Raw genomic sequence first — 24540 nt, 5'->3', positions numbered from 1 at the left:
CCCTTCGTATTAGTAACAACTAATTCCACTTCGAGAGCGACTAAATAGAAGCTGAATATAAAAATATACCTAAAAAGGCGGGAAAACAATGAATTTTCAACTATCCGAAGAGCATGAAATGATTCGTAAAATGGTTCGAGACTTTGCAGAAAACGAAGTAGCACCAACTGCTGCAGAGCGCGACGAGGAAGAACGCTTTGATCGTGAAATTTTCGATAAGATGGCTGAGCTTGGCTTAACGGGTATTCCTTGGCCAGAAGAATACGGCGGAATTGGTTCTGATTACCTTGCATACTGCATCGCCGTAGAAGAGTTATCCAGAGTTTGTGCATCAACAGGAGTAACTCTTTCTGCACACACTTCTCTTGCAGGTTGGCCGATTTTTAAATATGGCAATGAAGAACAAAAACAAAAATATCTTCGTCCAATGGCAGAAGGTACAAAAGTTGGTGGATACGGTTTAACAGAGGCAGGTTCAGGATCTGACGCTGGTGGGATGAAAACAACAGCTAAATTAGATGGCGATCATTATGTGCTAAATGGATCTAAAATTTTCATTACGAATGGTGGTATCGCAGACATCTATGTCGTTTTCGCAGTTACTGATCCAACGTCCAAACATAAAGGCACAAGCGCATTTATTGTAGAAGCTGATTTCGAAGGATTCTCTGTTGGGAAAAAAGAAAAGAAACTAGGAATTCGTTCTTCTCCTACAACAGAAATTATTTTTGATAATTGCCGAGTACCAAAAGAAAATCTTCTTGGTGAAGAAGGTGAGGGTTTCATTATCGCGATGAAAACATTGGATGGTGGACGTAATGGTATTGCTGCGCAAGCAGTGGGAATTTCGCAAGGAGCACTTGATGCTGCAGTAGGTTATGCAAAGGAACGTGTTCAATTCGGAAAGCCAATTGTTGCAAATCAAGGTGTATCATTCAAGCTTGCTGATATGGCAACTGCAACAGAGGCATCACGTTTGCTTACGTATCAAGCAGCTTGGTTAGAATCCAACGGGCTTCCTTATGGGAAAGAATCTGCTATGGCGAAATTGATGGCTGGAGATACAGCCATGAAAGTAACAACAGAGGCAGTGCAAGTATTTGGTGGATATGGATATACAAAAGATTACCCGGTTGAACGTTTTATGCGAGATGCAAAAATTACACAAATATACGAGGGCACACAAGAAATTCAACGCCTTGTTATTTCTCGTATGCTAACAAAGTAATCGATGCCTATGGAAAAAAAGCATGAAGTAAAGACTTCGGTGAAAGATGAAAACCTCATTGAAAAAAGACGTCACCAAATGATTCGTGCAGCTGTTACTTTATTCAAAGAGAAAGGCTTTCATCGAGCGACAACGAGAGAAATTGCAAAGGAAGCCGGGTTTAGTATAGGCACCCTGTATGAATACATTCGCACAAAGGAAGATGTCCTCTATTTAGTATGCGATAGTATATACAATGAAGTACATGACAAGCTCTCGCAAATAACGTTGGAGAATGGTACGATTGACGACCTCAAAAATGCTATTCGTCATTATTATGGGGTAATTAATGACATGCAAGATGAGTTCGTTGTCATGTATCAAGAATCCAAATCCTTGCCAAAAAACGCACTAGATTACGTATTAAAGAAAGAATTAGAAATGGTTGATATTTTCCATAAAATTCTTAATGGTTGTATACAAACTGGGGAACTGAAATTGACAGATGCCCAAGCAAAACTTTACGCGCATACCCTTGTAGTCCAAGGTCAAATGTGGGCATTTAGAAGATGGGCATTTCGTAAGGAATTTACAATTGAACAATTTACGGAACTACAAATAGAATTTGTACTAAATGGGATGGGGAAATAAGAAAAGCGCAAGCGCCTAGTAGAGGAATACAATCTAAGCTCGCAACATCATTGCTCAACGACTGTATGACCCACTTCGTGTAGGCATCTGACAGGCAATCGGGGGAGGGCAGTGAAAAAGTCTATAGAATTTGACTTTAATAAATAATGTCGTCCAATAAATAAGAAAATCGTTGAAACGGCTCCCTTTCCGCGGGCGTTGTCTTAGCCTCCTCGCTGCGCTGCGGGGTCTTCGACTAACGCTATTCCCGCAGGAGTGTCGCCTTTTTCAAGGATTTTCTATAAATACTAATTGAAAAAATTTATGTGATAAAATCTGCTCTATTAATGGCATGATGGTTTTCTAATTGAAAAGCGGATATTAGTTAATTTGAGTGGAGGGCGGCGACTACTGCCGGAATAGCAAATGTTTTCTGCACCGAAAGCGAAGCGTCAGGTGCATGAGCTGAAGACCCTGGACTGAGCGTAGCGAAATTAATTTTTGTGACGAGCTAGCGCAGGAGCATTGTTTTTTGCGACGAGCTTTGCGCAGGAGCAAGGGAAGCGGCTGAAGCCATGCTCGGCGGAAAGCGTCCGCCTGTAACGGAAATTAATGGGTCTAAAATAAATAATCGAGTATCTGAACAATTTGTCGTTCACATACTGTTATGAAATTTCATGGAGAACTTTTTCAGTGCCCTCCAAACGGGGGTGGGAAAGGTCCTTCTGCGACAGCTTTGCGCTGTAGTCTGGACAATAAGATTTATTCAAACAAAGGGGGAACGACATGTCTACTGTAGAAGTATATCGTCCAAAAAATCATGTCCGTTTTGTATCAGCATCGAGTCTATTTGATGGACATGATGCGTCGATTAATATTATGCGACGTATTTTACAAGCTAGCGGAGCGGAAGTAATCCACTTAGGTCATAACCGTTCGGTAGAAGAAGTGGTGAATGCTGCGATTCAAGAGGATGTTCAAGGGATAGCCATATCTTCCTATCAAGGAGGACATGTTGAGTATTTTAAATATATGAAGGATTTACTCGTAGAACGTGGTGCGCCTCATATTCGTATATTTGGCGGTGGCGGCGGAGTAATCATTCCGAAAGAAATAAAAGAACTGCAAGAATACGGTATATCGGGTATTTTCTCTCCAGAGGATGGCCGTAAACTTGGCCTTCAAGGTATGATCAATCAAATGCTTATGGAATGTGATGTTCCGACGAAAGCTTCAGGAGCAAAAGACGAGATTTCCGAAGTATCTACGGAGAAACCGGAAGTGCTAGCTCATCTGATTACATTAGCAGAGGAAGCACATCAAACAAATGATGCTGAAGCAAAAGAAATGCTAGAACAAGCGAAAGTTTTATCAAAAGGTACACCAGTTCTAGGTATCACCGGTACTGGTGGGGCAGGGAAAAGTTCATTAACAGACGAATTAATTCGCCGATTCCTACACGAATTACCGGATAAAAAGATTGCCGTTCTATCCATTGACCCGACGAAACAAAAGACTGGTGGGGCACTGCTAGGTGACCGTATCCGAATGAATGCTATTTTCAATAAACGTGTATTTATGCGTAGTTTGGCAACACGTGGATCTCGTACAGAATTATCTGGTGCGATTGCAGATGTCCTTGATGTTGTTAAAGTAGCGGGCTTTGATTTAATAATTGTAGAAACAAGTGGTATCGGGCAAGGGGATGCAGAAATCACTAATGTATCAGACGTTTCTATGTATGTAATGACAAGTGAATTTGGTGCACCATCTCAATTAGAAAAGATTGATATGATCGATTACGCAGATTTGATTGTTATCAATAAATTCGAACGAAAAGGTTCAGAAGACGCACTTCGTCAAGTACAAAAACAGTATCAACGCAGCCGTGAATTATGGCACGATGATTTGGACACAATGCCTGTTTACGGGACGATTGCTAGCCAATTTAATGATAAAGGCACCAATTCTTTATTTGCAGCTTTAGTTGCTGTGATGAATGAAAAAACTGGCACCAACTGGGAGACAACCTACGAGCAATTTGTGAAAACTCAAAAGCAAAACGTAATAATTCCAAATGATCGTCGCTATTATTTACGTGAAATCACAGATACTGTTCGTGGATATCATAAAAAATCCGAGGAACAAGTAGCTTTTGCTAGAAGATTGTTCCAATTAGAAGGTGCAATAGATGCAGTAAAAGAAAAAGCGGCAGATGATGCATTAGTTCACTCACTAGAATCATTAGCTAACGGTGTTCGTGACGAACTTACTGCTGAATCAAAACGTATACTGGAGAACTGGGCAGCTCTAAAAGAAGCATATGCTGGTGATGAATTCATAACTAAAATCCGTGATAAGGAAATACGCACGATTCTTCGTACAGAAAGCTTATCAGGGCTGAAAATACCAAAAGTTGTACTTCCGAAATTCGTTGATTTTGGTGAAATTTTAAGATGGGTTTACAAAGAAAATGTACCCGGCTCATTCCCATATACGGCTGGAGTTTTCCCATTCAAAAGAGAAGGGGAAGATCCAAAGAGACAATTTGCAGGAGAGGGAACACCAGAACGTACGAACCGTCGCTTTCATTATTTATCTAAAGATGACGATGCAAAACGTCTTTCTACTGCATTTGACTCGGTAACATTGTATGGTGAAGACCCAGATCATCGACCTGATATTTATGGGAAAGTCGGCGAATCTGGCGTAAGCATTTGTACGTTAGAGGATATGAAAAAGCTATATGACGGGTTTGATTTATGTGCACCATCAACCTCCGTTTCAATGACAATCAATGGTCCTGCACCAATCATTTTGGCAATGTTTATGAATACAGCAATTGATCAGCAAGTTCGCCTTCGCGAGGAGGAGCTTGGACGTACTCTAACTGTGGAAGAATTTACAGAAGTAAAGGCTGCGACACTCCAAGTAGTTCGTGGTACTGTTCAGGCAGATATATTAAAAGAAGACCAAGGTCAAAACACATGTATTTTCTCTACTGAATTTGCTTTACGTATGATGGGGGATATTCAACAATACTTTATTGACCATAAGGTTCGTAACTACTATTCAGTTTCTATTTCTGGATACCATATTGCAGAAGCTGGAGCGAATCCAATTTCTCAGCTGGCATTCACATTATCAAATGGCTTTACTTATGTGGAGTACTATTTAAGTCGTGGTATGAATATAGATGATTTTGCACCAAACTTATCTTTCTTCTTCTCAAATGGGTTGGATCCAGAGTACACAGTTATCGGACGTGTTGCCCGTCGTATTTGGGCAGTTGTGATGCGTGATAAATACGGTGCAAATGACCGTAGTCAAAAGTTAAAATATCACGTCCAAACATCTGGTAGAAGTCTACATGCGCAAGAAATTGACTTTAATGATATTCGAACAACTTTACAGGCGTTGATGGCACTTCAGGATAACTGTAACTCACTTCATACTAATGCTTATGATGAAGCAATTACAACACCGACGGAGGAATCCGTTCGTCGAGCAATGGCGATTCAAATGATTATTACAAAAGAACATGGATTATCAAAAAACGAAAATCCATTACAAGGTGCATTTATTGTAGAAGAACTAACAGACCTAGTAGAAGAAGCAGTTCTTTCAGAATTTGATCGTATAAATGACCGCGGTGGGGTTCTTGGAGCAATGGAAACGCAATACCAACGTGGAAAAATTCAAGAAGAATCTATGTACTATGAAATGAAAAAACACACGGGCGAACTTCCGATCATCGGTGTGAACACATACTTAAATCCGAATCCTGCTTCTGAAGAGGATATCGATAATATGGAACTAGCACGTGCAACAAAGGAAGAAAAAGAAACTCAAATAACGAACCTTCGAAGCTTCCAAAAGAAAAATGAGTTAGAAGCTGCTGAAGCTCTTAATCGTCTTAAGCAAGTAGCAATGACAGGTGGCAACATCTTCGAGGAGCTAATGACAACTGTTCAAAAAGCAAGTCTTGGGCAAATTACGAACGCTCTTTACGAGGTGGGCGGCCAGTATCGAAGAAACATGTAAAAAAAAATAAGTGTTCCGATCAGATATCGGAACACTTTTTTCCTTTTATTTTGTATAATGGAACTATTAAGTAGTGAGGGAGATATGGAATGAAAACCCCAATACACATAATGATTATGATAATATTCCTATTACTAACCATTCTCCTTTATAATAAACAACTGGGAGCTATTCCATTACTATTACTTTCGTTTTATTTATTCGCCTTAGCTTTTAATAAATTATTCCTTTTCAAAAAGAATAAATGAATGTAGCATATAACATACTTGTTTGTATATAATGGGAAGTATGCAAACGGACATAGAAAGGACGTGCACGATTTGAATTTTCGTGAAATGACAACAGCACAATTACAAGAAGAATCGTTAATAGATTTAGGATTTGCGATTTTAGAAGATAAGAAAAACTCTTTAACTTTATCTGAACTTTTTAGTGAAATCCAAAAACTTAATGGTTTAACAGATGAAGAAATGGCAGCTCGCAAACCTCAATTTTATACAGATATGAATATTGATGGACGCTTCTTAGCTACTGCAGAAAATCAATGGGGACTAAGAGAATGGTATCCTGTAGAACAAATTGAAGAAGAGACTGCTCCTACTGTTAAAGTCCGTAAAAAGAAAGCTAAAGTTTCAGACGATGACGATTTAGATCTAGAATTAGAAGAAGATGAAATTATCTTCGAAGAAGAATTCGATGAATTTATCGAAGACGATGATGAGGATGAAGACGAAGATGACGATGATCCAGTAATTGATTTCGTAGGAGAAATCGATGAAGTGATCGAAGAGGATATAATCGACGAAGAAGATGATGAATTTGATATCATCGATGACGAAGAGTTGGAAGATGAAGAATTAGAAGACGAAGAAGAATAATTCTTGACTTCTATACGCAAACGCTATAAGATTTTATTGGGCTCTTTTTAAAGAGACATTACTCATGTGCATATGCGCTCCCCTGCCAAAAGCAGGTGGGGCGCTTTTTGTTATTTTATAACCTTATTCACCTAGTCCTACTGAATAAGGTTATAGCCTAAGGCGAATGCTACAGATTATGTAAAGAAAAAATCATTGGGCTCGGTGCAATGTTATATGTTATCATCTTTACTTGAGTGTAAAATCTGAGCTTAAAAGACCAAGGCGAAATAGATACTATATTAGGAGGAACAAGCATGACTAAATTTATTTTTGTTACTGGTGGGGTTGTATCTTCACTAGGTAAAGGAATTACGGCTGCATCTCTAGGTCGTTTATTAAAAAACAGAGGATTAAACGTAACAATTCAAAAATTTGATCCTTACATCAACTTAGATCCAGGGACTATGAGCCCGTATCAGCATGGAGAAGTTTTTGTAACTGACGATGGGGCAGAGACAGATTTAGATTTAGGTCATTACGAGCGTTTTATTGACATTAATTTAAATAAATACTCAAATATTACTACTGGGAAGGTATATTCTTCTGTACTAAGAAAAGAACGCCGTGGCGATTACAATGGTGGAACAGTACAAGTTATCCCACATATTACAAACGAAATTAAAAATCGTTTATTCTTAGCTGCAAAAGAAACACATGCGGATATTGTTATCACTGAAATTGGTGGAACAGTAGGAGATATCGAATCACTACCTTTCTTAGAAACAATCCGTCAAATGAAACGTGACGTTGGCAGTAACAATGTAATGTACATTCATTGTACATTAGTTCCATTTATAAAAGCTGCCGGTGAAATGAAAACAAAACCAACGCAACATAGTGTGAAAGAGTTACGTAGTCTAGGTATTCAACCAAATGTCATTGTTGTTCGCTCAGAGATGCCAGTTCCTCAAGATATGAAAGATAAAATTGCTCTTTTCTGTGACATTAAACCAGAAGAAGTAATCGAATGTATTGATGCGGATTCATTATATGAAATTCCATTAAATCTTCAAGCGCAACATTTAGATCAAATTGTTGTGGATCATTTCCAACTTGCTACAAAAGAAGCAGATATGACAGATTGGATAGCACTTGTTGATCAAGTGAAATCTTTATCTAAAAAAGTTCGCATAGGGTTAGTTGGTAAATATGTAGAGCTTCAAGATGCATACATTTCAGTAGTAGAAGCAATGAAACATGCTGGCTACAAATTTGATGCAGATGTAGAAGTGAAATGGGTGAATGCGGAAGAAGTGAACGATGCAAATGTTGCAGAAATTCTTTCAGATGTAGATGGCATCCTTGTTCCTGGTGGATTTGGAGACCGCGGCGTAGAAGGGAAAATTGCAGCTACACGATTTGCTCGTGAAAACAATGTACCATTCTTAGGTATTTGCTTAGGAATGCAATTAGCAACAGTTGAATTTGCTCGTAACATATTAGAACTTGAAGGAGCTCACTCAACTGAACTAGATCCAAAAACTCCACATTCTATTATTGATTTATTGCCAGAGCAAAAAGACGTAGAGGATTTAGGTGGAACACTTCGTCTAGGATTATATCCATGTAAATTAACTCCTGGTTCTAAAGCACATGATGCATACGGAGAAGAACTTGTATACGAACGTCACCGTCACCGTTATGAATTCAATAACGAATACCGTGAACAATTTGAAGCAGCAGGATTTATGTTCTCTGGTACAAGCCCAGATGGTCGTCTAATCGAAATCATCGAGCTACCAGATCACCCATTTTTCGTAGCTTCTCAGTTCCATCCGGAATTTGTGTCACGTCCACAGCGTCCACAACCATTATTCCGTGAGTTCATCAAAGCATCCGTAGGAGAATAAAAAAGAAAAAGCAGTTCGACTTGTCGAACTGCTTTTTTATTTGGAATTAAACGGCAAAGAGTGTCCAATATCGGTGTGAGAGCAACCAATTACCCACTGAGCGAGACCAATTCTCGTCTGAAAGCAACCAATTCCATCGCAAGCGAGACCATTTCTCAACATAAAGAGTTAACTTCAATTGAGAAATGGGTTTCTTATGAAGTAGTTTGGGTAATTAGGTATTAAATGGCAAAGGGCGACGAATCTAGGTGTGAGAGCAACCAATTACCCAATGTACGCGACCAATTCTAGACTGAAAGCAACCAATTCCATCACAAGCGCAACCATTTCTCACAATAAAGAGTTTACTTCTCTTGAGAAATGGGCCTGGTCACTAGGTATTAAATGGAAATGAGCGATCAATCTAAGTATGAGAGCAACCAATTACCCAATGTACGCGACCAATTCTAGACTGAAAGCAACCAATTCCATCACAAGCGCAACCATTTCTCACAATAAAGAGTTTACTTCTCTTGAGAATGGGCCTGGTCACTAGGTATTAAATGGAAATGAGCGATCAATCTAAGTGTGAGAGCAACCAATTACACAATGACCGAGACCTTCTCGACTGAAAGCAACCAATTCCATCATAAGCGCGACCATTTCTCACAATAAAGAGTTTACTTCACTTGAGAAATGGATTTATTATGCGGGAACGTGGTAATTAGGAATTAAATGGCAAAGAGCGACCGATCTAAGTGTGAGAGCAACCAATTACCCAATGAGCGAGACCATTCTCGTCTGAAAGCAACCAATTCCATCATAAGCGCGACCATTTCTCACAATAAATTTATTAACAGTGAAACTTAACAATAAAAACAGCGACTAATCTTTAGGTGATACCCTTTGAATACAATTTAATATAAAATGCCCACGGAAATTTCTTATTTCCATGGGCATATCGATGCTAATTTTTAATCTTCGCTTAAAAGGATCTCGTCTAGCTTCATTTTGACAGCTTCGTATACGAACATTGCACTTAGCGCATAAGGTAATACAATTCTACTGCCATCCTCAGCAGGGAGTAAGCCTTTCGTAATTTTCAAAGAAATATATGTATAAGCAAGATTCGCTAGCTTGTTTTCATCATTATGATTTTCAGCAGCAAGTACACTGAACGGAATAAATTCTACACTTAATTTCTCTGCAAGTGCTAGAGCATCTTCGTTTTCACTAGATCTAGTGATGATCCAAACGCGATCTGCACTTGTAAGTTCGGTATCGGAAGTCCAAACTCTCAAACTTGGGAATTTTTCTACGGCATTTTCTGCATTTATCGTAATACTTTCCATTTCACCGAATGCTGCAAAGTATATAAAGCCTTCTCTTGCGGCCGCTTGTGCAAGAAGTCTAGCAGTTTCTTCAATATTTTCTTCCTCCGAATTTACTATTCTTTGGAGGAGACCTGTCAGTTGTGTCGTTAACATTTTCATTCTTTTTTCACCTCAATTTTTATTATAGTGTAGGAAAAGATAAACGTAAAATGGGTATTTTTTAGAATCTTTAGAAGGAAAATGTATATTAATAGCGAATAGTATAGAAGGGGAAAATTTAATAAAAGGGGTTTGTACATCATGAAACACATATTAATCGTAGATGATCAACTAGGAATACGAATGCTCTTAAAAGAAGTTTTTTCACAGGAAGGCTACGAAGTGAGCTTAGCGGCCAATGGTCCAGAAGCTTTGGATATTGCTAGTGCGGAAAGTTTAGATGGTGTATTATTAGACATGAAAATTCCAGGTATGGATGGAATAAAAATCTTAACTTTACTTAAAGAAAAGTATCCAAATTTACCTGTCATGATGATGACAGCATATGGAGAGTTAAACCTAATTCAAGAAGCAAAGGATTTAGGTGCTTCTCTTTACTTTACTAAGCCTTTTGATATATTCGAAGTGCGTGATGCAGTAAATAATATATTAAAGAAGTAGTACATAGGCAGGCAGTGGAAAACATGGCCTTTTTTTGTTATGATGAAAAGTGGAAGACGCAGTTTAGCTTTTACAACAATATATTTCTGTAACTTGAATAACAGGCGTCTGCAACAGATAAATTAGAGAGAGAAAAATGATGTACAAATGAGAGTGTATGAAAATAGAGGAGGTCCATTGGAATGGCTTTAGTATCGATGAAAGAAATGCTTGAAAAAGGAAAAAAAGAAGGTTATGCAGTAGGGCAATTCAATATAAATAACCTTGAATTTACTCAAGCTATTTTACAAGCGGCAGAGGAAGAAAAATCACCAGTTATTTTAGGTGTATCCGAAGGTGCGGCAAAATATATGGGCGGCTTTACAACAGTTGTACATATGGTAAAAGGTCTAATGGAAGACTATAAAACGTCAGTTCCAGTGGCAATTCACTTAGATCACGGCTCAAGTTTTGATAAATGTAAAGCAGCAATCGATGCTGGATTCACTTCTGTTATGATTGATGCTTCTCATCATCCATTTGAAGAAAACGTAGAAATTACTTCTAAAGTAGTGGATTATGCACACGCACACAACGTTTCTGTAGAAGCAGAGCTTGGTACAGTAGGTGGGCAGGAAGACGACGTAATAGCAGATGGCGTTATTTATGCTGATCCTGCGGAATGTGCGGAATTAGTGAAACGTACTGCAATTGATTGCTTAGCGCCAGCACTTGGTTCAGTTCATGGGCCTTATAAAGGTGAACCTAATTTAGGTTTTGAAGAAATGGAAGAGATTTCTAAATTAGCAGATCTTCCGTTAGTATTACATGGTGGAACAGGTATTCCTACACATGATATTAAACGCTCAATCTCATTAGGGACAGCTAAAATCAATGTGAACACGGAAAACCAAATTTCTGCTACTAAAGCGATTCGTGCATATTTGGATGAAAATCCAAATCAGTATGACCCACGTAAATACCTAACACCAGCACGTGATGCTATTAAAACAACCGTTATTGGTAAAATGCGCGAATTTGGAAGCTCTAATAAAGCATAAATCAGTAAGATATAATAGAATGTGGGGAGAAGTCTTCTAGTGAACATACAGAAGCTTCTCCTATTTTTCCATCATAAGGAGGAACTTATTAAGATGAAATTTTTTATAGATACAGCTAATTTTGAGGAAATTAAAGAAGCACACGCATGGGGTATTTTATCCGGAGTTACGACGAATCCTTCGCTAGTGGCGAAAGAAAATATTTCATTTCACGATCGCCTTCGCGAAATTACAGCATTAGTAAATGGTTCTGTAAGTGCAGAAGTAATCGCATTGGATGCAGAGGGTATGATTAAAGAAGGTAGAGAACTTGCAGCAATTGCACCGAATATTACGGTGAAATTACCGATGACACCTGAAGGGTTAAAAGCATGCGCAGTTTTTAGTTCAGAAGGAATCAAAACGAATGTGACGCTTATCTTTAGTGCAAACCAAGCGCTATTGGCAGCTCGCGCAGGTGCAACATATGTATCGCCATTTTTAGGCCGTTTAGATGACATTGGGCATGATGGAATGGAACTGATTGCGAAAATTGCTCAAATCTTTGCTATTCACAACATTGATACAGAAATTATTGCAGCTTCCATCAGACATCCTCAGCATATTACGGATGCAGCTTTAAATGGTGCTCATATTTCTACAACTCCATTTAAAGTATTAAAACAACTATTCCACCATCCTTTAACAGATAAAGGAATTGAAGGATTTCTAGCGGATTGGAACAATCGTAAGAGCGAGTAACAAGACGAAGGAGAAACGTATGGAAGTTTATAAAATAAAAGGAGCTAATCGTTTACATGGTACGATTAAGGTAAGCGGGGCAAAAAATAGTGCAGTAGCGCTAATTCCTGCTTCCTTGTTAGCGAACTCTCCAGTAACTATTGAAGGCCTGCCAGAGATTTTAGATGTGTGGACATTGAAAGATATTCTAGAAGAATTAGGTGCAAAAATCACATTTGAAGACGGAACGATGACAATTGATCCTACAAATGTGGTGGATATGCCTTTGCCAAATGGTAATATTAAAAAGCTGCGAGCATCTTATTATTTAATGGGTGCACTTCTTGGAAAATTTAATAAAGCGGCTATTGGATTACCTGGAGGATGCCACTTGGGACCTCGCCCAATAGATCAGCATATTAAAGGCTTTGAGGCATTAGGAGCTAAAGTATCGAATGAGCATGGCGCTATTTATTTACGTGCAGAGAAATTGATTGGCACGAAAATTTATTTAGACGTCGTAAGTGTTGGGGCAACTATTAATATTATGCTTGCTGCAGTACTTGCAAAGGGTAGAACGATTATTGAAAATGCTGCAAAAGAACCAGAAATCATTGATGTTGCCACATTGCTATCAAATATGGGAGCGAATATAAAAGGTGCTGGGACGAATGTCATTCGAATCGACGGTGTTGAAGAATTACACGGGACAAAGCACACTATCATTCCAGACCGAATTGAAGCCGGAACATTTATGATTATGGCTGCTGTAGCAGGTGACGGTATCACGATTGACAATGTGATTCCATTTCATGTAGAAGCATTAACAGCAAAACTACGAGAAATGGGAGTAAAAGTGGAGGAGCATGAAGAGAAGATTTTCATTCCGAAAGCTCAAAATTTACAAGCAGTCGATGTGAAAACTCTTGTGTATCCTGGGTTTCCTACGGATTTACAACAACCTTTTTCGGTGTTGTTAACGCAAGCTAACGGAACTTCCGTTATTACCGATACTATTTACTCAGCTCGATTCAAGCAAATTGATGAACTACGCCGTATGAACGCTAATGGGCGAGTGGATGGTAGAACTGCTATTATTACGGGGCCAGCCAAGCTTGAAGCCGCCACTGTTCGAGCGAGTGATTTGCGGGCTGGAGCAGCTCTCATACTTGCTGGATTGATCGCTGAGGGTGAAACGGAGATTCAAGATATTTTCCATATAGAACGTGGCTATAGTTCCATTATTGAAAAGCTTCGAGGACTAGGAGCAGATATTAGAAGAGTGGAAATTAAAGAAATAGAAGTAAACTCAGAATAAAGTACTTCCACTCAGACTATAGGCGCCTATCAGCACAAGGCAAAATGCCCATTTTGCATGTTAGCAAACTCGTTGCTGATAACCGGCGCCTTACTTTTCTTATTTGACAAATATGCTACAATGGTACAGGAAGAAACACAGACCGGAATATAAACCGTAAAACGGGAGGCATATATTAAATGGAACGTAGTTTATCAATGGAATTAGTTCGTGTAACAGAGGCAGCAGCAATCGCATCTGCACGCTGGATGGGACGCGGATTAAAAAATGAAGCAGATGACGCAGCAACTACTGCAATGCGCACAGTTTTTGACACAATTCCAATGGAAGGTGTCGTAGTAATTGGGGAAGGTGAAATGGACGAAGCGCCGATGTTATATATCGGAGAAAAGCTTGGACATGGAACTGGTGGTCCCCAAGTTGACGTGGCAGTGGATCCGTTAGAAGGTACAAATATTGTAGCTTCAGGTGGATGGAATGCACTTGCAGTTCTTGCAATTGCTGATCGTGGAAATCTACTTCATGCTCCAGACATGTATATGGACAAACTGGCAGTAGGTCCAGAGTCCGTTGGTCAAGTTGATATTAACGCACCTGTTATTGATAATTTACGAGCAGTTGCACGTGCAAAAAATAAAGACATCCAAGACGTAGTGGCAACAATTTTAGGTCGCGACCGTCATCAAAAAATTATTGATGAAATTAGAGCTGCTGGTGCACGTATTAAGCTAATTAATGATGGTGATGTAGCTGGAGCTATAAACACGGCTTTTGATAATACTGGCGTTGACATTTTATTTGGAATGGGTGGTGCTCCTGAGGGAGTTATCTCTGCAGTTGGATTAAAATGTTTAGGCGGAGAAATACAAGGAAAACTAGTGCCGCAAAATGATGAAGAGCTTGCTCGTTGTATTAAAATGGGACTAGACGTAAACAAAATTTTACGTATGGAAGACTTAGTAAAAGGTGACGATGCGATTTTTGCAGCAACTGGTGTAACAGACGGTGAACTTCTTCGTGGAGTACAATTCAAAGGTGCATTTGGTTCAACGCACTCAATCGTTATGAGAGCTAAATCTGGTACAATTCGTTTTGTTGAAGGAAGACACAGCTTAAAGAAAAAACCGAATTTAGTTCTATAAGAATAACTTTTATCGCTTAATTCAATTCTAAAATGAATAGTGGTTTAGACTCCGAGGAAGCTTTCAAAGATGTTGCCTGTCAACATAACTTTGTTTTGCTTCCTTCATGAGAGTCTTACATAAAGCGTGATAAAATAAAACTTCTCACATGAATACCCTCCGTAACAGATTAGGTCATCTTGGAGACAAATGCATAAATTAGAAGGTCGGACCTCAAAAAGTCTTGAAAACGCTTGTCAGTCGAGGTATTCTAAGTTCACGACATCTAAAACTGCATTTGTTAACATTCTAATCAGCCAATTCTGATTGGGTATCCTCTTAACAAACTTCAATCCTATTAACCTTAATCAACAGTTACAAATAGATAAGTGTAGACAATCCATTTAGGTGAAGCCATTAAAAAATGTAGTAAATCTAAAGGAGAGCAATAGTTGTCGCAAATTCAACTTGTTGTATTTGATTCCCAAAAATAAATAGGAACATAAAAATAAAATAAAGAGTGGTGCAACGCCAATGACACAAACAACAATTAATGAGTTAGAAAGTATGACTCTAAAAGAGCTTTATACACTTGCAAGAAAGTTCAAAATTGCAGCGTATAGCAAGCTTACAAAGAAAGAACTTATTTTTGCTATCTTAAAATCTCGAGCAGAACAAGAAGGCTTCTTCTTCATGGAAGGTGTTTTAGAGATTATTCAACAAGAGGGCTTTGGATTCTTACGTCCTATTAACTACTCTCCGAGTTCAGAGGATATTTATATTTCGGCATCTCAAATTAGAAGATTTGACCTTCGAAATGGTGATAAAGTAACGGGAAAAGTTCGTCCTCCAAAAGAAAGTGAACGTTATTACGGCCTACTTCATGTGGAACTAGTAAATGGTGAAGATCCAGAAATAGCGAAGGAACGAGTTCATTTTCCTGCTCTAACACCTTTATATCCGGACCGCCATATTAAATTAGAAACCGTTCCTGAAAAACTATCGACTCGCATAATGGATTTGGTAGCACCTGTTGGATACGGACAACGTGGTTTAATTGTTGCACCTCCAAAAGCAGGGAAAACGTTATTAATAAAAGAAATCGCAAATGCTATTACGACGAATCATCCAAATGCGGAACTGATTGTTTTATTAATAGATGAGCGTCCAGAAGAAGTTACAGATATAGAACGTTCAGTAAAGGCGGATGTTGTGAGCTCCACGTTTGATGAAGTTCCAGAAAATCATGTGAAAGTAGCGGAACTTGTTTTAGAAAGAGCAATGCGCTTAGTAGAGCATAAACGTGATGTAATCATTTTAATGGATTCAATCACGCGTCTTGCCCGTGCATACAATTTAGTAATTCCTCCAAGTGGACGTACACTTTCCGGAGGGATTGACCCTGCTGCATTCCATCGTCCAAAAAGATTTTTTGGAGCTGCTCGTAATATTGAAGAAGGCGGTAGTTTAACGATTCTTGCTACTGCACTAGTTGATACTGGTTCTCGTATGGATGAAGTAATTTATGAAGAGTTCAAAGGTACAGGTAACTTAGAACTTCATTTAGATAGAAGTCTTGCAGAACGTCGTATTTTCCCGGCAATCGATATTCGTCGCTCGGGTACGCGAAAAGAAGAACTTCTCATTCCAAAAGATCAATTGGACAAGCTTTGGGCTATTCGCAAAACTTTTTCCGATTCATCCGATTTTGCGGAGCGTTTCTTGAAGAAACTCAGACAAACAAAAACGAACGAAGCATTCTTTGAGCAACTGGCAGTAGAAATGAAAGCGCATCGTAGTGGGAAAGTTTCTCTATAATCGAAGAACTTGCATTTTAATAACAGACATGCTATTATGTTCAATGTAAGTTTACAATTTTCTGCTACATATACGATTGGCAATCAATCGGATCGTGTAAGGTATCAGTTTTATAACCAACTCTGTTCCAGATGGTTCAGGGCGAGAGGAGAGATAGAGATGAAAGCAGGAATTCATCCCGATTACAAAGAAGCAACAGTATCATGTTCATGTGGTAACACATTCACAACTGGTTCTGTAAAATCAAACATCAGTGTCGAGTTCTGTAACGAATGTCACCCATTCTATACTGGACGTCAAAAATTCGCAGCTGCGGATGGCCGTGTTGATCGCTTCAACAAAAAATACGGTATCAAAGAAGAAGCTAAAAACTAATTACCAAGTACCTGTAAAGCACAATTGTGTTTTGCAGGTATTTTTGTTTTTTTGAATATTATCTATGTAGATGCCAGCCTCTTTATGTTATAAATGAATAGAGGAAAATAGAAGATTCACAAGGAGAATTCAAATGGCACAATTATTTTTTAAGCACGGTGCAATGAATAGCGGAAAATCTATTGAGATTTTGAAGGTTGCACATAATTATGAAGAACAAAATAAACCTGTTCTTATTTTTACACCTGGAATCGATACAAGAGATGAAGTAGGATATGTTTCTAGTAGAATAGGTTTAAAGAGAAAAGCAACAGCTACATATGACGATACGAATTTATATGAATTGGTAAAAGAACATTCACCAAAACCTTATTGTGTGTTAATTGACGAAGTACAATTCTTGAAAAAAGAGCATGTTTTGCAATTGACTAAAGTAGTGGACGAGCTAGACATTCCGGTGATGGGCTTTGGTTTAAAAAATGACTTTCAAAATGAGTTATTTGAAGGTAGCCGTTATATGCTCATCTATGCCGATAAAATCGAGGAAATGAAGACGATCTGCTGGTTCTGCCATAAAAAAGCAATTATGAATTTACGTGTGGATGAGGCAGGAAAGCCTGTATATACTGGGGAGCAAATTCAAATTGGTGGCAATGACACTTATTACCCTGTATGTCGAAAATGCCACGCCAATCCACCTCTATAAATAATGGACTTCAAAGAGTTATCTCACGTGAGATAACTCTTATTTTGAGAAATGGTCTCGGCTTCCTTGCCTTTAGTCTCGGTTTAAAGGGAAATGGTCTCGCATAGCTGTGAATTGGTCTCGGTTGCAACGTAATTAATCTCGAAGTGCCGTTTTGTAACATTGAAAGGAAAATAATTACACGCAAAATATTTCAGAGACTTATTTTGAGAAATGGTCTCGACTTCTCTGGATTTAGTCTCGTTTCAGAGGGAAATGGTCTTGCATAGCAGTGAATTGGTCTCGTTTGCAACGTAATTGGTCTCGAAGTGCCGTTTTGTAACTTTAAAAGGTAAATAATTACACGCAAAATATATCAGAGAATGATATATGGTTGCTCCCATAGACAAATTAGTCTCCATACGCCAAAAATAAAGCTCGCCATTAGAAAAAGTAGCGAGGAAGAGACTTTTTCTTTATAATAGGAATGATATAGACTTAAATGAACGAGGTGAGCTCGATGTTTGATCGATTACAATCGGTAGAAGATCGTTATAATAATTTAAATGAATTGCTTAGTGACCCAGATGTGGTCAACGATACAAAAAAACTAAGAGAATATTCAAAAGAGCAATCAGATTTGCAGCCGACAGTAGATGCGTACCGTGAATACAAGGATGCAAAAAGTCAATATAACGACGCAAAGCTGATGTTAGATGAAAAGCTCGATGCAGATATGCGTGATATGGTAAAAGAAGAAGTTAATGATTTGGAGAACCAAATTGCAGAGCTTGAAGAACGTCTTAGAGTTCTATTGATTCCAAAAGATCCGAATGATGATAAAAACGTTATTATGGAGATTCGTGGAGCTGCTGGGGGAGATGAAGCTGCTTTATTTGCAGGGAATTTATTCAGAATGTACAGTAGATATGCAGAAACACAAGGCTGGAAAATTGATATTATGGAATCCTCTCCTACTGGACTTGGTGGATTCAAAGAGATTATTTTCATGATTAATGGAACGAATGCTTATTCCAAAATGAAATATGAGAACGGTGCCCATCGTGTACAACGCGTACCAGAAACAGAGTCTGGTGGACGTATTCATACATCCACTGCAACTGTTGCTGTTCTTCCGGAAGCGGAGGAAGTGGATGTTGATATACATGAAAAGGACGTTCGTGTGGATACATTTGCATCTTCTGGAGCGGGTGGACAATCCGTTAATACGACCATGTCAGCTGTTCGTATGACGCATTTACCAACAGGCATTACAGTTTCCATGCAAGATGAAAAATCGCAAATTAAAAACAGAGAAAAGGCTATGAAAATTCTACGTGCACGGGTTGCTGATAAATTCCGTCAAGAAGCACAAGCCGAATATGATGCAGTTCGTAAATCTGCCGTAGGTACTGGTGACCGTTCAGAGCGAATTCGAACATATAATTATCCACAAAATCGTGTGACGGATCATCGCATCGGTTTAACAATTCAAAAGCTTGACCAGATTTTAGAAGGAAAGCTGAATGAAGTAGTGGATGCATTAATATTGGAGGATCAAGCCGAAAAATTAGAAAGAATGAATGATACGAATGTGTAAAACAACTTATGAGGCCCTAACCCGGGCTTCTTCTTTTTTAGAAGAGAATAATCGAGAAAAAGAAGTGGCTCGTTATTTGTTGCAGCATGTATTAAAGAAAAATTATTCTGAATTGATGATGGCTATGTATGAAGAAATATCCCAAGAAGCGTTCCAAACTTTTTGGGCATATGTGGAGGAGCATGCAACTGGTCGTCCTTTTCAATACATTATTGGACAGGAAACGTTTTATGGGAGAGATTTTATAGTAAACGAAAACGTCTTAATCCCTCGACCTGAAACAGAAGAATTAATAGAAGATGTAAAAAAACGTGCATTAAAATTGTTCGGTATCAATAAAGTCATACAGGTCGCTGATATCGGAACTGGAAGTGGTGCTATTGCGATTTCCATAAAAAAAGAAATGCCGAATACTATAGTAACTGCAACCGATATTTCAACCGAAGCACTCCGAGTTGCGATAAAAAATGCTCAGCGTTTAGACGCCGAAGTTCAATTCGAACAAGGTGATCTACTCGCGCCTATTGCAAATCAAAAATGGGATATCATCTTATCTAATCCACCCTACATTGGACAACAGGAAGCAGAGTCCCTTTCCGATACCGTAATAGAATACGAGCCACATCTAGCATTGTTTGCAGAAGAAGATGGATTGCAATTATATAGAAAAATGGCAGAACAGCTTCCTACCATGATGAATATCCCAAGTTTAATAGGCTTTGAGATTGGCTACGAGCAGGGCACAGCTGTCCAAAAAATGCTTCAAAAAGCATTTCCTAATGCGACAGTAGAAGTGGTTAAGGACATTAATAAAAAAAATCGTTTTGTTTTTTGTACAATCAATGAATAAGTTATGAATCTATTGGTAACAATGTTCCTAAGGGAGGAATGTTATATGTTACCAGATTACGAGATAAAAAGAGCACCGAGGATTGGAAAACAAATAGACGCGGTTATTTTATTTGTATGGATGTTACTACTTATTCAATTTTGTTTATTTATTCTATTTCAACCTATGGAGCAAACAGATGGAACACGATTTCGTCTTATTGCTAATAGCAATTCAGTAGAAGATCAACAATTTAAAAATGAAGTAAGAGATAGTATTGAGCCTATTTTACGAAGTTACGCAAGTAATCCAGAGAAAACTTATACACAATTAGAAGAAGTTGTGGATAATTTGTCAGAAAAATATGAAGAAAAAATTACTTTATCCACAGGACAAGCATTGTTTCCTCCGAAAGTGTGGAATGATGGGATAGTAGCACAAACACACGTAGACTCGATTGTTATTACAATAGGCAGTGGTCGCGGGGATAATTGGTGGTGTGCACTGTTTCCAAAAGTTTGTTATAAGGATGAAATGAAAGAAGAAAAGAAAAAAGAGAAACCTAAATTTTTTGTATGGGAATGGTTAAAAAAGAAGTTTTCCACATAATAATCCACATATAATTAATAGTTATACACAAAATGTGGACAACTTATAGAGAAAGGAGTAATTACGACATGAAAACACAAATTGTGAGTGTGGATAACTTATCCACAAAAGAACTTGGTTATACACAAGCTGTGGATTTATTAAATGATGGAGAAACGGTCGCATTTCCAACAGAGACAGTGTATGGTTTAGGTGCTGATGCTACCAAAGAAACTGCTGTCCGAAAAATATTCGAGGCGAAGGGAAGACCGCAGGATAACCCATTAATTGTTCACATTGGTGATAAAAAAGATCTCCATTCATTTACGATGAATATACCAAAGCTTGCAATGGAATGTATGGATGCATTTTGGCCAGGAGCCCTAACGTTGATTTTGCCATTAAAACCAAATACTCTTGCTGAAAACGTTACAGCCGGATTAGATACAGTTGGTGTGAGAATGCCTGAGCATCCAGTAGCTCTAGAATTACTTAGACGTTTAAAAAAACCAGTTGCTGCTCCGAGTGCAAATAGAAGTGGAAAACCTAGTCCGACTCAGGCAGTCCACGTGCTACATGACTTAAAAGGAAAGATACCTTTAATAGTAGACGGAGGTACAACAGGGATTGGCTTAGAATCTACGGTTTTGGATGTTACAACTGACAAACCAACAATTCTTCGTCCAGGTGGAGTTACAAAAGAAATGCTTGAAAAAGTGATTGGTCCAGTAAATGAAGCAAAACTGACAGACAAAGCAGAAGCTCCTAGAGCGCCAGGAATGAAGTACGCACATTACGCACCGGATGCTCCAGTCTATTTAATAGAAGCTTCTATAATTGAAGTTCAAAAAGCAGTGGAAAGCATACATAGTGATCATAAAAAAGTAGCGCTAATTGCAAGTGACCTATACAGTGAAAGTAATGCGGATTACTTTTTTACATTAGGCAAGGAAAATCAACTGGAAGATGCTGCACACCTATTGTACGAAGCTCTTAGAAAATGTGATGAATCAGATGCTGATTTAGTCCTTGTACCAGCTTTTCCTAAACATGGAGTTGGAAGTGCGATCATGAATAGATTAGAAAAGGCTGCTAAAGGTAATTGGTATAGTTAATAATCTCTTTAAGTTTTAGCGATATAGATGTAGAGGAATAGTTTAAAGACTGTAATGAAAACGCTTGTTAGGCGAGGCGCGGAAGCGAATAGAACTTAAGTTCGTTTGCTTACAACGAGTGCTAGCAACGAAGAATGAAAGCGTTTCTCATACAGTCTGAGTGTATTCTCTCCTAATAGTTTGCATATAGTTAATTATGCAAATGGACGGGGGAGATTTTTTTGTGGCGTGAAATTTTGGCTGGTGTATTAATGTCTGTGGATGTACTAATATTGTTTTCTCTAGTATCTTATAGAAAACAAGTATTTACTCTAGCTGCATGGGTTGCGGCATTACATATGCTTTTTCCTTTAATCGGTTATTACGCAGGGATTATCGTGCAGAATTATCTTCAGCATGCAAGTCCCTATTTATCTGGAGTTCTTCTTTCATTACTGGGATTACAAATGATTCTTACACAATCTCCAAAGCAAGCTCCTCTTTTATCTCCGTTTCTATTGGCCGTCGTAGCAAGCGTTGATACCTTTTCAGTAAGTATTTCATTTGGTATGCTAAAAGTAGAGAAGTTTATATTCATACTCAGCTCGGGAATTTTTTCATTTTTAGCAGTGTTTATTGCGCAAAATATAATATATAAATATGCAATTATGAACCGAGCTTTCATCATGAGATTTGCGGGACTGATATTATTAATAATGGGAATTTTAACGTTACAAAATAATTAACCGAATTATGTAGATTCACAAAATATAGTCAAAAATAATCATAAAATTTAAAACAATTATAGGACTTTTTATTATATACTAGAGATGGGGAATTAGTACGATGAATATATTATTTGTTTGCACGGGAAATACGTGTCGTAGTCCAATTGCAGAGGCATTGTTGAAAGAGCGTCATTTAAATGGTGTGGAGGTGCGTTCAGCAGGTATTTATGCGATGGATGGAGGTAATATGTCTTCAAATGGGCAAAAAGTATTGGAGAATAAATCTATCCAGTTTAAACATAAATCATCCGCATTAAATGAACAAATAGTTGACTGGGCAGATATCATATTAACGATGACGGCATCCCATAAACAAGCTATTATCTTTGCATTTCCGCATGCGATATCAAAAGTCTACATGTACACAGAGTACGTAACACCCCAAGCTGTACGTGATGTATCTGATCCATATGGTGGAGACTTGCGTACATATGAAGCTACGTATAGAGAATTGAATGTACTAACGGATGAACTAGTGAAAAAACTTCAGGGGGATTAAGGATGAAAGAAAAAAAGAAGAAGTATGCGTTCGGAATACAAAAGAAGATTGTGCTGTTTGTCACTGTTTTAGCTTTAATTACATATACAACAAGTGCTATTTTTATTAATTTTATACAACCGCTTATCTTTGATACTACTACTAAATCTGTACCTTTTGAGATTGCTATGTACGCTTTAGGTATTTTATGGTCTGGTATATTGGCTTACTTTTTTAGTGGATTACTTATTAAGCCTTTATTTAATCTAGAAAAAGTTGCAAATCTTGCTTCAGAAGGAAAAATTGGGGTGGATGTGGAAGTTCCCAAATCCAAAGATGAGATTCAATCCGTTGCAGTAGCATTTCAGGCGATGCTTGTGAATTTAAGAGAAATGGTTCAAGGCATTGAAAAGAATTTTGAGAAGACAAATAATACTGTTCAACAACTATCAGCGCAATCATCTGTGGCATCGGAGCAAGCAGAAGCAATCGCAAGTACGATTGCACAAATTTCACAAGGTGCAGAACAATCAGCGATAGCAGTACAAGAAACAGCAGAATCTGTAGAAGACGTCAGAACGCTTGCTTCAGAAGTAAATAAACGTGCTGAAAAGTCTTCTGTACAATCGCAGGAAATGATTCATGGATTAGCCCAAACTACGCAAGCTATACAATCGCTTGTAAATGGGATCCAGAAGATTGCTTCTGGTAGTGAGGCAGCATTAGGAAATGTGCACCAATTAGAAGAAAACGCAGGAAAAGTCGAAAGTATTATTCAGTTAGTTGGAGATATCGCTGCTCAAACGAACTTGCTTGCATTAAATGCGTCTATTGAAGCTGCACGTGCGGGGGAGCATGGAAAAGGCTTTGCAGTTGTAGCTGAAGAGGTTCGCAAACTAGCGGATGAAAGTGCTAAGGCGGTACAAGGGATATCTGAGCTTATCCTTGCTATCCAAACGGATGTGCAAACTGTCGTTCAACAAATGACAAATCAAGTAAGCTTTGCTGTAGGTGAAGCGAAGCGTGTTTCTGAGACAAACGAGGCAGTAGAAGGTATGTCCAATAAAATACATGAGATGGCCGAATCAGTAGTAGAAATATCTTCATTGGTTGAAAAGCAGTTAACAAATATTGAAAGTACAGCCCAACAATCACAAGAGGTTGCTGCAATAGCAGAAGAAACATCCGCAGGAGCAGAAGAGGTACGAAGTGCTACTGATGAACAAGCACGTTCTATTGAAGAAATCGATCACTTATCAGTTGATTTGAAGAAACAATCTGAAGAACTATATAATGTAATAAGCCTTTTTGATCGTAATACTAAATAATATATACATTTTTTTATAACAAAATAAAGCCGAATAATAACAATGCGTTTTTATTTATTGTTCGGTTTTTACTGTAGATTATTTTAAAATAACAACTATTTTTAAAGAAATGACAGAAATTCGTCAAAAAATAC

At 38.2% G+C, this 24540-nt stretch carries 21 protein-coding genes; 20 read left to right on the top strand and 1 reads right to left on the bottom strand.

The window, feature by feature from the left end; translation table 11 throughout:
- Positions 1-88 precede the first annotated feature (88 nt).
- The 5 genes from AN959_RS02750 (at position 89) to AN959_RS02730 (ending at position 8651) form a co-directional block, all read left to right on the top strand.
- On the top strand, positions 89-1228 hold the full coding sequence (locus AN959_RS02750; RefSeq protein ID WP_056828080.1) for an acyl-CoA dehydrogenase: 1140 nt from the start codon (positions 89-91) through the stop codon (positions 1226-1228).
- A gap of 9 nt (positions 1229-1237) precedes the next feature.
- Entirely contained in the window at positions 1238-1858 is a 621-nt protein-coding gene (locus AN959_RS02745) for a TetR/AcrR family transcriptional regulator (protein ID WP_056828078.1), read from the top strand.
- A gap of 765 nt (positions 1859-2623) precedes the next feature.
- The gene (icmF, locus tag AN959_RS02740; RefSeq protein ID WP_056828076.1) at positions 2624-5881 is read left to right on the top strand and encodes a fused isobutyryl-CoA mutase/GTPase IcmF; all 3258 of its coding nucleotides are present in this window, start codon (positions 2624-2626) and stop codon (positions 5879-5881) included.
- A gap of 320 nt (positions 5882-6201) precedes the next feature.
- Positions 6202-6759 (top strand): DNA-directed RNA polymerase subunit delta, encoded by a 558-nt coding sequence (gene rpoE / locus AN959_RS02735; protein ID WP_172794299.1) that lies wholly within the window; start codon positions 6202-6204, stop codon positions 6757-6759.
- Positions 6760-7055: 296 nt separating this feature from the next.
- Positions 7056-8651 carry a CTP synthase gene (locus AN959_RS02730; RefSeq protein WP_056828074.1) on the top strand — a complete coding sequence of 532 codons (1596 nt, stop codon included), beginning with the start codon at positions 7056-7058 and terminating at the stop codon, positions 8649-8651.
- 953 nt (positions 8652-9604) lie between these two features.
- On the opposite strand, the gene AN959_RS02725 is transcribed toward AN959_RS02730, so the two are convergent.
- The gene (locus AN959_RS02725; RefSeq protein WP_056828072.1) at positions 9605-10123 is read right to left on the bottom strand and encodes a DUF2529 family protein; all 519 of its coding nucleotides are present in this window, start codon (positions 10121-10123) and stop codon (positions 9605-9607) included.
- A gap of 141 nt (positions 10124-10264) precedes the next feature.
- Between AN959_RS02725 and AN959_RS02720 the strand changes: the two genes are divergently transcribed.
- The 15 genes from AN959_RS02720 (at position 10265) to AN959_RS02650 (ending at position 24406) form a co-directional block, all read left to right on the top strand.
- On the top strand, positions 10265-10624 hold the full coding sequence (locus AN959_RS02720; RefSeq protein ID WP_056828070.1) for a response regulator: 360 nt from the start codon (positions 10265-10267) through the stop codon (positions 10622-10624).
- A 182-nt stretch (positions 10625-10806) separates the two neighbouring features.
- Positions 10807-11664, top strand: coding sequence for a class II fructose-bisphosphate aldolase (locus tag AN959_RS02715; RefSeq protein ID WP_053590541.1), 858 nt, complete (start codon positions 10807-10809; stop codon positions 11662-11664).
- Between the two features lie 93 nt (positions 11665-11757).
- Entirely contained in the window at positions 11758-12405 is a 648-nt protein-coding gene (gene fsa / locus AN959_RS02710) for a fructose-6-phosphate aldolase (protein ID WP_053590540.1), read from the top strand.
- A 19-nt stretch (positions 12406-12424) separates the two neighbouring features.
- The gene (locus AN959_RS02705) at positions 12425-13702 is read left to right on the top strand and encodes a UDP-N-acetylglucosamine 1-carboxyvinyltransferase (protein ID WP_056828067.1); all 1278 of its coding nucleotides are present in this window, start codon (positions 12425-12427) and stop codon (positions 13700-13702) included.
- A 179-nt stretch (positions 13703-13881) separates the two neighbouring features.
- Positions 13882-14844 (top strand): class II fructose-bisphosphatase, encoded by a 963-nt coding sequence (glpX, locus tag AN959_RS02700; RefSeq protein WP_056828065.1) that lies wholly within the window; start codon positions 13882-13884, stop codon positions 14842-14844.
- 513 nt (positions 14845-15357) lie between these two features.
- Positions 15358-16641, top strand: a complete 1284-nt coding sequence (gene rho, locus AN959_RS02695; RefSeq protein ID WP_056828064.1) for a transcription termination factor Rho — start codon at positions 15358-15360, stop codon at positions 16639-16641.
- A gap of 159 nt (positions 16642-16800) precedes the next feature.
- A complete protein-coding gene (gene rpmE / locus AN959_RS02690) occupies positions 16801-17016 on the top strand; it encodes a 50S ribosomal protein L31 (RefSeq protein ID WP_053590536.1) in 216 nt (71 codons plus the stop codon).
- A gap of 133 nt (positions 17017-17149) precedes the next feature.
- On the top strand, positions 17150-17722 hold the full coding sequence (locus AN959_RS02685; RefSeq protein WP_053590535.1) for a thymidine kinase: 573 nt from the start codon (positions 17150-17152) through the stop codon (positions 17720-17722).
- A gap of 499 nt (positions 17723-18221) precedes the next feature.
- Positions 18222-19301, top strand: a complete 1080-nt coding sequence (prfA, locus tag AN959_RS02680; protein WP_056828062.1) for a peptide chain release factor 1 — start codon at positions 18222-18224, stop codon at positions 19299-19301.
- Positions 19285-20151 (top strand): peptide chain release factor N(5)-glutamine methyltransferase, encoded by an 867-nt coding sequence (prmC, locus tag AN959_RS02675; protein WP_056828059.1) that lies wholly within the window; start codon positions 19285-19287, stop codon positions 20149-20151. Before prfA ends, prmC begins: the two co-directional genes overlap by 17 nt.
- Before the next feature lie 45 nt (positions 20152-20196).
- Entirely contained in the window at positions 20197-20739 is a 543-nt protein-coding gene (locus tag AN959_RS02670) for a stage II sporulation protein R (RefSeq protein ID WP_056828058.1), read from the top strand.
- 68 nt (positions 20740-20807) lie between these two features.
- Entirely contained in the window at positions 20808-21833 is a 1026-nt protein-coding gene (locus AN959_RS02665; RefSeq protein ID WP_056828056.1) for an L-threonylcarbamoyladenylate synthase, read from the top strand.
- Between the two features lie 221 nt (positions 21834-22054).
- Positions 22055-22558, top strand: coding sequence for a manganese efflux pump (locus tag AN959_RS02660; protein ID WP_053590530.1), 504 nt, complete (start codon positions 22055-22057; stop codon positions 22556-22558).
- A gap of 100 nt (positions 22559-22658) precedes the next feature.
- Entirely contained in the window at positions 22659-23099 is a 441-nt protein-coding gene (locus AN959_RS02655) for a low molecular weight protein arginine phosphatase (RefSeq protein WP_056828053.1), read from the top strand.
- A gap of 2 nt (positions 23100-23101) precedes the next feature.
- Entirely contained in the window at positions 23102-24406 is a 1305-nt protein-coding gene (locus AN959_RS02650) for a methyl-accepting chemotaxis protein (RefSeq protein ID WP_053590528.1), read from the top strand.
- The last annotated feature ends 134 nt before the right edge of the window (positions 24407-24540 follow it).

Origin of the sequence: Psychrobacillus sp. FJAT-21963 (genome assembly GCF_001420585.1) — a bacterium.
In the GTDB taxonomy this organism is placed as follows: domain Bacteria; phylum Bacillota; class Bacilli; order Bacillales_A; family Planococcaceae; genus Psychrobacillus.
The sequence above is the reverse complement of the archived record's forward strand: the minus strand, read 5'-3'. Positions and strand labels throughout refer to the sequence as shown.